We start from the raw sequence: 14,031 nt of genomic DNA on the forward strand, positions 1-14,031 counted from the left end.
CGTGAAACAGATGCGATGCGGTCGGGTAACACCCGCACCGCACGCTCAGTGGCATGACCTCGAATACGCGTGTGGTGGTGATCGGCGCCGGCCTCGCGGGCGTACGGCTCGCCCGGCGGCTCGGTGAGCTCGGCACGCCCGCGCTGCTGATCGGCGAGGAGGAGCACCGGCCGTACAACCGGGTCCTGCTCGCCGAAGTGCTGGCCGGGCGGTACGCCCCCGAGGTGATCGCGCTGCCCTCCCCGGACGGGCTGCTGCGGACCCGGGCCACCGGCATCGACCGGGAGAGCCGCGTCGTCGAGTGCGCCGACGGCTCGAAGATCGCATACGACACGCTGGTCCTGGCCACCGGCTCCAACCCCGTGCTGCCGCCGCTGCGCGGTCTGTTCACACCCGACCACGTCCTGCCCGAGGGCGTGCACGCGTTCCGCACCATGGACGACTGCCTGGGCCTGTCCAAGGCGGTACGGCCGGGCGTGCGCGCGGTCGTCATCGGCGGCGGGCTGCTCGGCGTGTCCGCCGCCCGCGCGCTGGCCGTCCGGGGAGCGCAGGTCGTGCTCGCCCAGCAGTCCGAGCGGCTCATGGAGCGCCAGCTCGACCCGGGCGCCTCGAAGCTCGTGCTGCGGCACCTGAAGGACCTCGGTGTCGAGGTGCACACCGAGTGCCGGGTGCGCGACGTGCGCTGCGTCGGCGGCGCGGTCCGCTCGGTGGAGATGGCCGACGGCTACGCCCTCGACGCCGACCTGGTGGTGCTGGCCTGCGGGGTGCACCCGCGCGTCGGGCTCGCCAAGGAGGCCGGGCTCGCCGTGCACAAGGGCGTCCTGGTCGACGACGAGCTGCGCACCTCCGACCCGCACATCCGGGCCATCGGCGACTGCGCCCAGCACGACGGCACGCTCTACGGCCTCGCCACCCCGGCGCTCGAACAGGCCGACGCGCTCGCCGAGTCGCTCGCCGGGGACCCGGCCGCCCGCTACACCGGCACCCGGACGCTGACCCGGCTGACGCTGCACGGCAACACGGCCTTCGATCTCGCCGCGTTCGGCGAGACCGAGGCGCTCCCGGGCGACGACGTCGTCCAGCTCACCGACGCCACCCGCGGCACCTACCGCAAGGTCGTCGTCCGCGACGACCGCGTGGTCGGCGGGGTGCTCGTCGGCGAACTCGGCACCGTCGGCGCGCTCGCCCGCGCCTGGGAGGGAGCAGAGCCGCTCCCCGCGGACGGCGCCCCCCTGCTCCACCTGCTCACCAACGACGGAGGCTCCTGATGACCGCCACCCCGGGGGCCACCCCCACGATCGTGCTCGTCGGCCACGGCATGGTCGGCCAGCGCTTCCTCGAGGCGCTCGCCGAGCGCGGCCTGACCGCGACCCACCGCGTGGTCGTGCTGTGCGAGGAGCCGCGTCCCGCCTACGACCGCGTCGCGCTCACCTCGTACTTCTCGGGCAAGACGCCCGACGACCTGTCCATGACGGACATGGAGTTCATCGAGAAGCACGCCATCGAGCTGTACATCGGCGACCCGGCCGTCGGCGTCGACCGCGAGGCGAAGAAGGTCACGGCCCGTTCCGGACAGGTCTTCGACTACGACGTCCTCGTCCTCGCCACCGGCTCCTTCCCCTTCGTGCCGCCGGTCCCGAACAAGGACGCCACCGGCTGCTTCGTGTACCGCACGATCGAGGACCTGCTGGCGATCGAGGAGTACGCGAAGACGGCGACGACCGGCGCGGTGGTCGGCGGCGGTCTGCTCGGCCTCGAGGCGGCCGGCGCCCTCAAGGGCCTCGGACTGACCTCCCACATCGTGGAGTTCGCGCCCCGGCTGATGCCCGTGCAGGTCGACGAGGGCGGCGGCGCGGCGCTGCTGCGGACCATCGAGGAGATGGGCCTGTCCGTCCACACGGGCGTCGGCACCCAGGAGATCGTCGTCGACGAGGAGGGTGCCGTCACCGGCATGAAGCTCTCCGACGGCTCCGAACTGGCCACGGACCTGGTCGTGTTCAGCGCCGGTGTCCGGCCGAGGGACCAACTGGCCCGGGACTGCGGCCTGAAGGTCGGCGAGCGCGGCGGCATCGCCGTCGACGAGCAGTGCCGTGTCGTCAACGACCCGCATGTCTTCGCGATCGGCGAGTGCGCGCTGGCCGCCGACGGCCGGGTGTACGGCCTGGTGGCGCCCGGTTACGAGCAGGCCGAGACGGCCGCCGCGACCATCGCCGCCGACGAGGCCGCCTTCACCGGCGCCGACCTGTCGACCAAGCTCAAGCTGCTCGGTGTGGACGTGGCCTCCTTCGGCGACGCCCACGGCACCACCGAGGACTGCCTGGACGTCGTCTACTCCGACTCCCGCGCGGGCCTGTACAAGAAGCTCGTCATCGGCCGGGACGGCACGCTGCTCGGCGGCATCCTGGTCGGCGACGCGGAGGCGTACGGCACCCTGCGCGCCTTCACCGGCTCGGTCCCGCCGGTCTCCCCCGAGTCCCTGGTGCTGCCCGCGGGCGCCGGCGCCCCGGCCCAGCTCGGCCCGTCCGCGCTGCCCGACGAGGCGGTGATCTGCTCCTGCCACAACGTCACCAAGGGCACGATCCGCGGGGCGGTCACCGACCACAAGTGCACCACCGTCCCCGAGGTCAAGAAGTGCACCAAGGCCGGTACCGGCTGCGGCAGTTGCGTCAAGGTCCTCGGCCAGCTGGTCAACGCCGAGCTGGAGGCGAGCGGCGTCGAGGTCGACAAGGGCCTGTGCGGCTGCTTCGGGCAGACCCGCGAGGAGCTGTACGAGATCGTCCTCGCCCTGCGCATCAACAGCTACCAGGACCTGCTCGACCGGTACGGCCGCGACGGCGCCCGGGGCGGCGACGGCTGCGAGATCTGCAAGCCCGCGGTGGGTTCGATCATCGCCTCCCTCGCCCCGACCATCGGCGCGAGCGGCTACGTCCTGGACGGCGAGCAGGCGGCGCTGCAGGACAGCAACGACCACTTCCTCGCCAACCTCCAGAAGAACGGCTCCTACTCGGTCGTACCGCGCATCCCCGGTGGTGAGGTCACGCCCGAGGGCCTGATCGTGATCGGCGAGATCGCCCGCGACTTCGGCCTCTACACGAAGATCACCGGCGGCCAGCGGATCGACATGTTCGGCGCCCGGGTCGAGCAACTCCCGCTGATCTGGGCCCGGCTGGTGGACGCCGGCTTCGAGTCCGGCCACGCGTACGGGAAATCGCTGCGCACGGTGAAGTCCTGCGTCGGCCAGACCTGGTGCCGCTACGGCGTCCAGGACTCCGTCCGGATGGCGATCGACCTGGAGCTGCGCTACCGGGGGCTGCGCTCGCCGCACAAGCTGAAGTCGGCGGTCTCCGGCTGCCAGCGCGAGTGCGCCGAGGCCCAGTCCAAGGACTTCGGCGTGATCGCCACCGCCAACGGCTGGAACCTCTACGTCGGCGGCAACGGCGGCGCCACCCCGCGCCACGCGGACCTGCTCGCCCAGGACCTCACGGACGCCGAACTGATCAGGCTGATCGACCGGTTCCTGATGTTCTACATCCGCACCGCCGACCGCCTGGAGCGCACCTCGACCTGGCTGGAGCGGATCCCCGGCGGCCTGGACCATGTGCGGGACGTGGTGGTGGAGGACTCCCTCGGCATCTGCGAGGAGCTGGAGTCCCTGATGGCCGCCCATGTCGACCACTACCGCGACGAGTGGGCCGAGACCATCAACGACCCCGAGAAGCTCGCCCGGTTCGTGTCCTTCGTGAACGCCCCCGACACCCCCGACCCGGTTGTCGGCTTCGTCCCCGAGCGCGACCAGATCAAGCCCGACCTGCCGCTGCTGACCATCGGCCACCGTCCCCTGGAAGGGAGCACCCAGCGATGACCCTGGCGCCCGAGACCACCGACCTGAAGGTCCAACTGCGGCTCGCCGACGACTGGTTCACCGTCTGCGACCTGAAGCAGCTGCTCCCCGGGCGCGGAGTGGCGGCCCTGCTCCCGGACGGCGGCCAGGTGGCCCTGTTCCGCGACCGCGCCGGCACGCTGTACGCCATCGACAACCGGGACCCGTTCAGCGGCGCCGGGGTCCTCTCCCGGGGGCTGACCGGCACCCACCAGGGCCGCCCGTTCGTGGCCTCGCCGCTGCTGAAGCAGCGGTTCGACCTCACCTCCGGGCAGTGCCTGGACGACGAGTCGGTGCGGGTGGCGACGTACGCGGTCCGCACGGCCTGAGTACGGCACCGGGCCCGGCCGGAACACTCCGGCCGGGCCCTTCGCCGTTCCCCCCGAGCACATCGACCTGCACGGCCAGAGCTTCACCGTCGGCGGCGAGGTCAGGACGGCCCGTTACTTGACCGGTCGTTCCAGAAATACCTAAGCTGCATCTCGTGGCGAGAACCAAGGAGTTCGATCCGGACGCCGCGCTGCAGGCAGCCCTGGAGCTGTTCTGGCGGCGCGGCTACGAGGCGACGTCGATGTCCGACCTCGTCGAGCACCTCGGCATCGGACGGGCGAGCCTGTACGCGACCTTCGGCAGCAAGCACGAGCTGTACCTGAAGGCGCTGGAGCGCTACGCGGACGCCCGGCGGCCGGACTTCGTGCGCGAGCTGAACCAGCCGGGTCCCGCCCTGCCCGCCGTACGCTCACTGGTACGGCGTTTCGCGGCCGAGTCCGGGGACGCGGAACTGCGGCTGCACGGCTGCTTCATCACCAACACGGCGGCGGAGCTGGCCCCGCACGACACGACGGCCGCGCGGCGGGTGGAGCGCAACTGGGACGGACTGGAGACGGCGCTGCATTCCGCGCTGGTCCGCGCCCAGGCCCAGGGCGAGCTGTCCGAGGCGCGCGATCCGCTCGCCCTCGCCCGGATGCTGCTCGTCCTCATGCAGGGCTTCCGGGTGGTCGGCAAGGCGTCCTCGGACCCGGCGCGGGTGCGGGACGCGGCGGAACAGGCGCTGGCGCTGCTCGACTGAGCCGGATCGCCGGCGCCGTTTCCCATGGCGTCATATTGAACCGATCGGTCAAGAAAAGCGGGCGGGAACACGCCTGCGAGCACAAGCACACGCACAAGCACACGCACGCGACAACACGCATCGTGAAACAGGGGAGACCATGACCAGCAGTCGCTTCACCGACCGGACCGTCCTCGTCACCGGCGCCGGTTCCGGCATCGGAAGGGCCGTCGCCCTCGCCTTCGCCGCGGAGGGCGCCCGGCTCGTCGTCGCGGGACGCCGGAGGGAGCCGCTCGACGAGACGGTGGCCCTGATCGAGGCGGTGGGCGGCAAGGCGCTCGCGGTCACCGCCGATGTCTCCGACGCCGCCGACATCCGCGCGGTCGTCGAGGCCGCCGTCGACCACTTCGGCTCGCTCGACGTGGCGGTCAACAACGCCGGTGTCTTCCGCGGCGGGGCCCCGCTGGCCGAACTGTCCGAGGAGGACTGGCACACCCAGCTCGGCATCAACCTCACCGGTGTGTTCCTCGCCCTCCAGGCGGAGATCCGCCAGATGCGCACCCAGGCGTCCGGCGGGGCGATCGTGAACATCGCATCCACCTTCGGCGCGCACACCCGGCACCCCGGCGCCGCCGCGTACGCGGCCACGAAGGCCGCCGTCTCCGTGCTCACCCGGGGCGCCGCCCTGGACCACATCGGCGACGGCGTCCGGATCAACGCGGTGAGCCCCGGTGCCGTAGCCACCACGATGTCCCTGAACCCGGGCGAGACGGAGGCGCAGCGGGCGGAGCGCATGCGGGCGGCGGTGCCGCTCGGCCGGGTCTCGGAGACCGAGGAGATCGCCGCGGCCGTGCTCTACCTGGCCTCGGACGCGGCGGCCTCGGTGGTCGGCACGGACCTGGTGGTGGACAGCGGCGCCACCGCCTGACCGGACGGCTCGCGGGGCGGGGGACGTGACTGCCCGCCGGGCGGAATTCGCTCGCGGGGCGGGGGCGGCGGCTGCTTCCATTGCGGCATGGTGTCCACCGACCGTCTTCTCGCCTTCGCGGCCATGTCGTTCCTGCTGATCGTGGTCCCCGGGCCCAGCGTGCTGTTCGTCGTCGGGCGGGCGCTCGCCCAGGGCCGCCGGGCCGCTCTGATGACGGTGGCGGGGAACACCGTCGGCGCCTACGTGCTGGTCCTGGCCGTGGCGTTCGGGGTCGGCTCGGTCGTGGAGCGCTCGGTGCTGGTGTTCACGGCGCTGAAGCTCGCCGGTGCCGCCTACCTCGTACACCTCGGGATCAAGGCGTGGCGGGGGCGCGGGGCGCTGCGGGAGGCCTTCGCCGACGATGTGTCGCAGGCGGCGGCGCAGGGCGGACTGCGGACCTTCTGGGAAGGGTTCGCGGTCGGCGTGAGCAACCCCAAGACCATCGTGTTCTTCGCCGCGGTGCTGCCCCAGTTCGTGGACCCGGGCGCGGGGCACACGGCGGCCCAGATGCTGCTGCTCGGCATGGTCTTCAACGTCATCGCGCTCGCCTCGGACAGCGTCTGGGGCCTGGCCGCGGCGACCGCCCGGGGCTGGTTCGCCCGCTCCCCGCGCCGCCTCTCGGCGGTGGGCGGGGTCGGCGGGATCACCATGATCGGGCTCGGTGTCACGGTCGCGGTGACGGGCCGCAAGGACTGAGGGTCAGGCCTTCAGCCCGTCGTACGACACCCCTGTCAGTTGCTCGGAGGCCTCCCAGAGACGCCGACCCATCGCGTCGTCGGCCGTCCAGGGAGCCCGCCAGGACCGTGCCGGCGCGCCGCGCCACCCCGCGAGGGCCGGACCCGTGAACGAGTCGGGCCGGACGTCGGGCGCGGTGGCCGCGTACAGCGTGGGGAGGGCGCCGGCCTCGGCGCTCTGGGCGACGACCCGGTTGCCGATCCCCATCACACGCTCCGCGAGCCGACGGCCGGCCATGCGCGGCCCCTCGGCCTGGAGGTTGGTGGCCGCGTACCCGGGGTGGGCCGCGGCGGCCACCACGTCCGCGCCGTGCGCCGCCAGCCTGCGCGCCAGCTCGTGGGTGAAGAGCAGGTTGGCGGTCTTGGAGCGGCTGTAGGCGACCCAACGCCGGTAGCGGCGCTCGCTGTTGAGGTCGGCCGGATCGATGTTGGACACGACGTGCATGAAGCTGGAGACGGTCACCACCCGTGCCCCCGGCGAGCGCAGCAGCACCGGCAGCAGCCGTCCCGTGAGGGCGAAGTGCCCCAGGTGGTTGACGCCGAACTGCCGCTCGAAGCCGTCCACGGTCGTGCCGTACGGCAGGGCCATCACCCCGGCGTTGTTGACGAGCAGGTCGAGCCGGTCGTACGGGAAGGACTCGGCGAACTCCCGCACGGACCCCAGGTCGGCGAGGTCGAGCCGGGCGAACTCCACGTCCGCGCCGGGCGCTTCGGTCACCATCCGGTCCCCGGCCTCGTGACCGCGCCGCTCACTGCGGCAGGCGAGCACCACCCTGGCGCCCTTGCGGGCCAGTTCGCGCGCGGTGACGTACCCGATGCCACTGTTGGCACCGGTGACCACGGCGACGCGTCCGCTCTGGTCGGGGATGTCCCCGGTGTTCCAGCCGGCCATGGGCGCTCTCCCTCCGCTGTGCGCTCCGGCTCAGCCTACGAGCGGGATGTGCTCCGCGTACTCGTCCGGGAGGGGCCGCGTGTCCGGGTGGAATCATCCGGCGCCGCGCCGGGAAGGCCTCGGGGCTTCCGGCGTGGACCTCTCACGCCTGTCACAGCCTGTCCATGACCTGTCTACCCACTGTCCCTGGAGGCGGTAACTCCGCCGCCCTAGCGTCCCTCTCCGCACGACCCCGTTCGCCGACCGGCGGCGGGGCCTCTCCACCCTTGGAGCGAGAGTGGAACGTCGTACTGTCCTGCGTGCGGCCGTCCTCGGCGGGTCCTCCGCCGTCTTCGGCGGAACCCTGTGGCGCGGCGCCGCGTACGCCGCGCCCGCACAGCCCGGCACGGGCCCGTACGGGGCGCTCGGTTCGCCCGACGCCAACGGCATCCGGCTGCCCAGCGGTTTCACCAGCCGGGTCATCGCCCGGTCCGGGCAGACGGTCCCCGGAACGTCGTACACCTGGCACAACGCCCCTGACGGCGGCGCCTGTTACGCGGACGGCACCGGCTGGATCTATGTCTCCAACTCGGAGATCAACCCGGGTGGCGGGGTCGGCGCGGTGAAGTTCTCCTCCACCGGCGCGATCACGGGGGCGTACCGCATCCTGTCCAACACCCGCACGAACTGCGCGGGCGGCAAGACGCCGTGGAACACCTGGCTGTCCTGCGAGGAGGTGTCCCTCGGGTACGTCTACGAGACGGACCCGTGGGGTGTGAACGCGGCGGTGCGCCGGGACGCGATGGGCCGCTTCAAGCACGAGGCGGCCGCCGCCGACCCGGTGCGCAAGGTCGTCTACCTGACCGAGGACGAGACGAACGGCCGCTTCTACCGCTTCGTGCCGAACACGTGGGGCAACCTCTCCTCCGGCACCCTCCAGGTCATGGTCGCCGGATCCGCCACCTCCGGCTCCTTCACCTGGGCCAACGTCCCCGACCCGGACGGCTCCCCGACCTCCACCCGCACCCAGGTCTCCGGCTCGAAGTCCTTCAACGGCGGCGAGGGCTGCTACTACGCCAACGACACGGTGTGGTTCACCACGAAGGGCGACAACCGGGTCTGGCAGCTCAACCTGACCAACAACACCTACGAGCTGGCGTACGACGACTCCCTGGTGACATCGGGCACGGCCCCCCTGACGGGCGTCGACAACATCACCGGGTCCTCCTCCGGCGACCTCTTCGTGGCCGAGGACGGCGGCAACATGGAGATCTGCGTCATCACCCCGAACGACGTCATCGCCCCCTTCCTCCGCATCGACGGCCAGTCCGGCTCGGAGATCACGGGCCCGGCCTTCTCCCCCGACGGCCGCCGCCTGTACTTCTCCAGCCAGCGCGGCACCAGCGGCAGCTCCGCGGGCGGCATCACGTACGAGGTGACGGGCCCGTTCCGGGCGTAGCGGGCGTAGTCCCAGGGACCGGGCGGTAGCGGAGAGCTACCGTCCGGTCACGTCACGCTTGCATCACAGGTCCGTCGAACCGCCGCGTCCCCATGCGCCCCTCAATACGGTCAACACCTCAATTCCGGACCAAGGGGGGTTCCATGAACCTGTTCCGCATGCCCGCCGCCTTAGCCGTCACCGCGTTCGCGCTGCTCATGGCGCCCGGCACCGCCCAGGCCCACGAGGGCACACACCCGTTCGAGAACTGCTCCGAGGCCTACGACAACGGGTACTCCAACATCCAAGAGGGCGACGAGCACTACGGCAGCCACTTGGACCGCGACGGCGACGGCATCGGCTGCGACCAGCCGCCCGCGGGCTTCGTCCCGCGCGAGGAGGCCGAGGAGGACGGGGAGGCCGGCCCCGCCGAGGAGCAGGACCAAGACCTCGCCGCGACCGGCGGCAACAGCGCCACCCCGTACCTCGCGGGCGGCGGCGCGGTCGTGGTGCTCGCCGGTGGCGGTGTGCTGCTGGCGGTCCGCAAGCGGCGTACGGCCGCCGAGTAGGCAACGCCGAGGGGCGGCAACCCCCGCACGGGTTGCCGCCCCTTTCTGGCGATCCGGAGCCGCCGTGGATCGGTACTGAGGGTCGGGGACCCACAGCGGCTCCGGAGTCGGTGAGGTCAGCGGTGGTCGCTGCCCTCGGACTGGGTGGCCGCACGCCCCGCTTCGAGGCGGGCGACCGGGATACGGAACGGGGAGCAGGAGACGTAGTCCAGACCCACCTCGTGGAAGAAGTGGACCGACTCCGGGTCACCGCCGTGCTCGCCGCAGACGCCGAGCTTGAGGTCGGGACGGGTCTCGCGGCCCGCCTGCACCGCCGACTTCACCAGCGAGCCCACGCCGTCCTTGTCGATCGTCTCGAACGGGCTGACACCGAAGATGCCCTTCTCCAGGTAGGCCGTGAAGAACGAGGCCTCCACGTCGTCCCGGCTGAAGCCCCACACCGTCTGCGTGAGGTCGTTCGTGCCGAAGGAGAAGAACTCCGCCGCCTCGGCGATCTGACCGGCCGTGAGGGCGGCGCGCGGCAGCTCGATCATCGTGCCGATCGACAGCTTGAGCTTGGTGCCGGTCGCCGCCTCGACCTCCGCGATGACCTGGTCGGCCTCCTCGCGGACGATCTCCAGCTCCTGGACCGTGCCGACGAGCGGGATCATGATCTCGGCCCGCGGGTCGCCCTTGGCGTTCTTCCGCTCGGCCGCGGCCTCGGCGATCGCCCGTACCTGCATCGTGAACAGGCCGGGGATGACCAGGCCCAGGCGTACGCCGCGCAGACCCAGCATCGGGTTCTGCTCGTGCAGCCGGTGCACGGCCTGGAGCAGCCGCAGCTCGTTCTCGTGCGGCTCCTGCCGGGACTCGGCGAGGGCCACACGGACCGACAGCTCGGTGATGTCGGGCAGGAACTCGTGCAGCGGCGGGTCGAGCAGGCGGACCGTCACGGGCAGGCCGTCCATCGCCGAGAACAGCTCGACGAAGTCCTTCTTCTGCAGCGGCAGCAGCTCCGAGAGGGCCGCCTCCCGCTCCACCTCGGTGTCGGCGAGGATCAGCTTCTCGACCATCTCGCGGCGCTCGCCGAGGAACATGTGCTCCGTACGGCACAGGCCGATGCCCTGCGCCCCGAAGCGACGGGCGCGCAGCGCGTCCTCGGCGTTGTCCGCGTTGGCGCGCACCCGCAGCCGGCGCTTGCGGTCGGCGAACGCCATGATCCGGTGCACGGCCTCGACCAGCTCGTCGGCGTCGTTGGCGCCCGCGTGCATCCGGCCCTCGAAGTACTCCACGACCGGGGACGGCACGACCGGGACCTCGCCCAGGTAGACCTTGCCGGACGACCCGTCGATGGAGATCAGGTCGCCTTCCTCGACGACGTGCCCGCCCGGGACCGTCATCCGGCGCCGCTTGGTGTCGACCTCGAGCTCCTCGGCGCCGCAGACACAGGTCTTGCCCATGCCGCGGGCGACCACGGCCGCGTGCGAGGTCTTGCCGCCGCGCGAGGTCAGGATGCCCTCGGCCGCGATCATGCCGTCGAGGTCGTCGGGGTTGGTCTCACGCCGTACGAGAATGACCTTCTCGCCCGAACGCGACCACTTCACCGCGGTGTACGAGTCGAAGACCGCCTTGCCGACCGCCGCGCCCGGTGAGGCCGCGATGCCCCGGCCGACCTGCGCGACCTTCGCGTCCTCGTCGAACTTCGGGAACATCAGCTGCGCCAGCTGGGCGCCGTTGACGCGCTGGAGCGCCTCAGCCTCGTCGATGAGGCCCTGGTCCACGAGCTGGGTGGCGATCCGGAAGGCCGCGCCCGCCGTGCGCTTGCCGACGCGGGTCTGGAGCATCCACAGCTGGCCGCGCTCGATGGTGAACTCGATGTCGCAGAGATCCTTGTAGTGGTTCTCCAGCGTCTCCATGATCTGCATCAGCTGGTCGTACGACTTCTTGTCGATCGACTCCAGCTCCGCCAGCGGGACGGTGTTGCGGATACCCGCCACCACGTCCTCGCCCTGGGCGTTCTGCAGGTAGTCGCCGTACACGCCCTGGTGGCCGCTGGCGGGGTCACGCGTGAACGCCACACCCGTGCCGGAGTCCGGGCCGAGGTTGCCGAAGACCATCGAGCAGATGTTGACCGCGGTGCCCAGGTCGCCGGGGATGCGCTCCTGGCGGCGGTAGAGCTTGGCGCGGTCGGTGTTCCAGGAGTTGAAGACCGCCTCGATGGCGAGGTCCATCTGCTCGCGCGGGTCCTGCGGGAAGTCCCGGCCGGCCTCGGTCTTGACGATCTTCTTGAACTTGGTGACGAGCTTCTTGAGGTCGGCCGCCTCCAGCTCGGTGTCGACGGTGACCTTCTTGGCCGTCTTCGCCGCGTCCAGCGCCTCCTCGAACAGCTCGCCGTCGACGCCGAGGACGGTCTTGCCGAACATCTGGATCAGGCGGCGGTACGAGTCCCAGGCGAACCGCTCGTCGCCCGCCTGCTCGGCGAGGCCCTTCACCGACTTGTCGGAGAGGCCGATGTTCAGGACCGTGTCCATCATGCCGGGCATGGAGAACTTGGCGCCCGAGCGGACCGAGACCAGGAGAGGGTTGTCGGCCTGGCCCAGCTTCTTGCCCATGCGCTGCTCCAGCGCGTCGAGGTGCGCACTCACCTCGTCACGCAGTGCCGCCGGCTCCTCGCCGCTGTCGAGGTAGACCTTGCAGGCCTCGGTGGTGATGGTGAAGCCGGGAGGTACGGGAAGACCCAGGTTGGTCATCTCGGCGAGGTTCGCACCCTTACCGCCCAGAAGGTCCTTGAGCTCCTTGTTGCCCTCGGTGAAGTCGTAAACGAACTTATTGTTTTCCGACACGGGTCCCAACTCCTCGAGGACTCGGTGGCTGCCCTGACGGCGAGGAACATACCCAGATCGAAGGCGCCTGGGTACGTCCACTTGTGCGTCATGCGCCTGTAACCGGTCGTCCGCCACGGGATCGAAAGTCAAAGCTTGGCAAGGAAGCGCGCCGCCATGTGTTCACTTCTTGAACGTATCCACCCCTCTGGACCCTCGATTTCGCTCAGATGAGCGCCAGTAAGGCACATCTGATTTCGATCGATGAACGATCAAGGGGTGGCACCCAGTGCCACCCCTTGGAGAAGTGCAGTAGCCCCAGAATCGCTCATCTGAGCGGAACCCTTATCAAGGGTGGCGAGAATCACGCTGCCACAGGCGACGGGATTTCACCATGCGGACGTGCCTTGGGACGGAAACGCGCCCGTCATACGCCGAGTGCGGTGAGCCGCTCCTCCGCCCGCTCGGGCGCGTACAGATGCTCCACGACCAGCGCACCGGCCCCGACCAGGCCCGCCCGCTCCCCCAGCCGCGAGGTGACGACCTCCAGATGAGCGGTGGAACGCGGTAGCGCCCGCTGGTAGAGCAGCTCTCGAACACCGGTCAGGAACGGTGTTCCGGCCAAATCGCCCGCGATCATCAGCACCCCGGGGTTGAGCAGGGTCACCACCGTCGCGAGGACGTCCCCGACCTGCCGGCCCGCCTCCCGGGCGAGACCCACCGCCTCCGGATGCCCGGCCGCCAGCAGCTCCCGCACATCCGAGCCCGAGGCCGCCGTCACCCCGGCCTCGGCCAGCCGCCGGGCCACGGCACCGCCGCTCGCGACGGCGGCGAGACAGCCGTAGGACCCGCAACGGCACAGCGCCTCGGTGCCCACCCGGATGTGCCCGATGTCCCCGGCGCCGCCGTCGATGCCCCGGAACAGGGAGCCGTCCACGACGACGCCCGCACCGATGCCGGTGGAGACCTTCACCAGGACGAACGCCGAGCAGTCCGGGTGTCCGGTGCGCTGTTCGCCGTACGCCATGAGGTTGGCGTCATTGTCGACGAGGACCGGGACCCGGGGCGCTCCGGTGTGCTCGGTGAAGGATCTGGCCAGGCGGCCTCTTATGTCGTAGCCGTCCCAGCCCGGCATCATCGGCGGCTGGACGACCCGGCCGGTCTCGCTGTCGACCGGACCCGGCACCGCGAGCCCGATCCCGCAGACCTGGTCGGCCCGTCGGCCGGCCTTCTCCAGCAGCTCCGCGAACCAGCGGCCGAGCTCTTCCAACACCCTCTCCGGCCCGTCCTCCACGACCAGCGTGCCCCCGTGCTCGGCGAGGATCTCGCCGGTCAGGGTGAGCACGGCGGCGCGGGCGTGCCGGGTGTCGAGGTCGGCGGCGAGGACGACGGCGTGCGCGTCGTCGAACTCCAGCGTGATCGAGGGGCGTCCGCCGAGCGGGGAGCCGACCGGGCCGCCCGCGCCCTCGCGCAGCCAGCCCGCCCGGAAGAGCCGGTCGAGGCGCTGGCCGACGGTGGCCCGGGACAGGCCGGTGACCTGCTGGAGGGCACCGCGCGTCGTGGCCCGGCCACTGCGGACCAGTTCGAGCAGATCGCCGGCGCTGACCTGTCCCCGACCCGTCATGCGCACCCCCTTGTGTTTCTCAAGCTTGCATTACATATTGAGTTTTGCGTGTTAAATAGACGTAACCCTACGGTAGCTCTTGCCGAACCGATCACCGAG

At 71.1% G+C, this 14,031-nt stretch carries 11 protein-coding genes; 8 read left to right on the forward strand and 3 right to left on the reverse strand.

Annotation, left to right across the window (positions count from 1 at the left end):
* Positions 1–53: 53 nt before the first annotated feature.
* From AC068Z_RS29085 to AC068Z_RS29110, 6 genes are all read left to right on the forward strand, one after another.
* On the forward strand, positions 54–1,268 hold the full coding sequence (locus tag AC068Z_RS29085; protein WP_478561880.1) for an NAD(P)/FAD-dependent oxidoreductase: 1,215 nt from the start codon (positions 54–56) through the stop codon (positions 1,266–1,268).
* Positions 1,268–3,862, forward strand: a complete 2,595-nt coding sequence (gene nirB / locus AC068Z_RS29090) for a nitrite reductase large subunit NirB (RefSeq protein ID WP_478561883.1) — start codon at positions 1,268–1,270, stop codon at positions 3,860–3,862. The genes AC068Z_RS29085 and nirB overlap by 1 nt, the downstream gene beginning before the upstream one ends.
* Positions 3,859–4,209 carry a nitrite reductase small subunit NirD gene (gene nirD / locus AC068Z_RS29095; protein ID WP_478561886.1) on the forward strand — a complete coding sequence of 117 codons (351 nt, stop codon included), beginning with the start codon at positions 3,859–3,861 and terminating at the stop codon, positions 4,207–4,209. The genes nirB and nirD overlap by 4 nt, the downstream gene beginning before the upstream one ends.
* Positions 4,210–4,364: 155 nt before the next feature.
* Positions 4,365–4,949 carry a TetR/AcrR family transcriptional regulator gene (locus AC068Z_RS29100; RefSeq protein ID WP_478561889.1) on the forward strand — a complete coding sequence of 195 codons (585 nt, stop codon included), beginning with the start codon at positions 4,365–4,367 and terminating at the stop codon, positions 4,947–4,949.
* Positions 4,950–5,088: 139 nt separating this feature from the next.
* The gene (locus tag AC068Z_RS29105) at positions 5,089–5,856 is read left to right on the forward strand and encodes an SDR family NAD(P)-dependent oxidoreductase (protein ID WP_478561892.1); all 768 of its coding nucleotides are present in this window, start codon (positions 5,089–5,091) and stop codon (positions 5,854–5,856) included.
* 87 nt (positions 5,857–5,943) lie between these two features.
* A complete protein-coding gene (locus tag AC068Z_RS29110) occupies positions 5,944–6,591 on the forward strand; it encodes a LysE family translocator (RefSeq protein ID WP_478561895.1) in 648 nt (215 codons plus the stop codon).
* Between the two features lie 3 nt (positions 6,592–6,594).
* Here the strand turns inward: AC068Z_RS29110 and AC068Z_RS29115 are convergent, their stop codons facing one another.
* Positions 6,595–7,521, reverse strand: a complete 927-nt coding sequence (locus tag AC068Z_RS29115) for an oxidoreductase (protein ID WP_478561898.1) — start codon at positions 7,519–7,521, stop codon at positions 6,595–6,597.
* Positions 7,522–7,798: 277 nt separating this feature from the next.
* Here AC068Z_RS29115 and AC068Z_RS29120 point away from each other — a divergent pair, with 277 nt between their 5' ends.
* Both AC068Z_RS29120 and AC068Z_RS29125 read left to right on the forward strand, forming a co-directional pair.
* Complete coding sequence (locus AC068Z_RS29120; RefSeq protein ID WP_478561901.1) at positions 7,799–8,959, forward strand: alkaline phosphatase PhoX; 1,161 nt, start codon at positions 7,799–7,801, stop codon at positions 8,957–8,959.
* Between the two features lie 143 nt (positions 8,960–9,102).
* Complete coding sequence (locus AC068Z_RS29125; RefSeq protein WP_478561904.1) at positions 9,103–9,507, forward strand: LAETG motif-containing sortase-dependent surface protein; 405 nt, start codon at positions 9,103–9,105, stop codon at positions 9,505–9,507.
* A 116-nt stretch (positions 9,508–9,623) separates the two neighbouring features.
* On the opposite strand, the gene ppdK is transcribed toward AC068Z_RS29125, so the two are convergent.
* The gene (ppdK, locus tag AC068Z_RS29130) at positions 9,624–12,338 is read right to left on the reverse strand and encodes a pyruvate, phosphate dikinase (RefSeq protein WP_478561907.1); all 2,715 of its coding nucleotides are present in this window, start codon (positions 12,336–12,338) and stop codon (positions 9,624–9,626) included.
* A gap of 397 nt (positions 12,339–12,735) precedes the next feature.
* Complete coding sequence (locus AC068Z_RS29135) at positions 12,736–13,932, reverse strand: ROK family protein (protein WP_478561910.1); 1,197 nt, start codon at positions 13,930–13,932, stop codon at positions 12,736–12,738.
* Positions 13,933–14,031: the final 99 nt, after the last annotated feature.

The organism is Streptomyces sp. NPDC043726, from assembly GCF_056436565.1.

Bases quoted from the DNA above. Each gene is read 5' to 3' on its own strand.
- AC068Z_RS29085 (WP_478561880.1), top strand. From the start codon at position 54: ATGACCTCGAATACGCGTGTGGTGGTGATCGGCGCCGGCCTCGCGGGC.
- nirB (WP_478561883.1), top strand. From the start codon at position 1,268: ATGACCGCCACCCCGGGGGCCACCCCCACGATCGTGCTCGTCGGCCAC.
- nirD (WP_478561886.1), top strand. From the start codon at position 3,859: ATGACCCTGGCGCCCGAGACCACCGACCTGAAGGTCCAACTGCGGCTC.
- AC068Z_RS29105 (WP_478561892.1), top strand. From the start codon at position 5,089: ATGACCAGCAGTCGCTTCACCGACCGGACCGTCCTCGTCACCGGCGCC.
- AC068Z_RS29110 (WP_478561895.1), top strand. From the start codon at position 5,944: ATGGTGTCCACCGACCGTCTTCTCGCCTTCGCGGCCATGTCGTTCCTG.
- AC068Z_RS29115 (WP_478561898.1), bottom strand. From the start codon at position 7,521: ATGGCCGGCTGGAACACCGGGGACATCCCCGACCAGAGCGGACGCGTC.
- AC068Z_RS29125 (WP_478561904.1), top strand. From the start codon at position 9,103: ATGAACCTGTTCCGCATGCCCGCCGCCTTAGCCGTCACCGCGTTCGCG.
- AC068Z_RS29135 (WP_478561910.1), bottom strand. From the start codon at position 13,932: ATGACGGGTCGGGGACAGGTCAGCGCCGGCGATCTGCTCGAACTGGTC.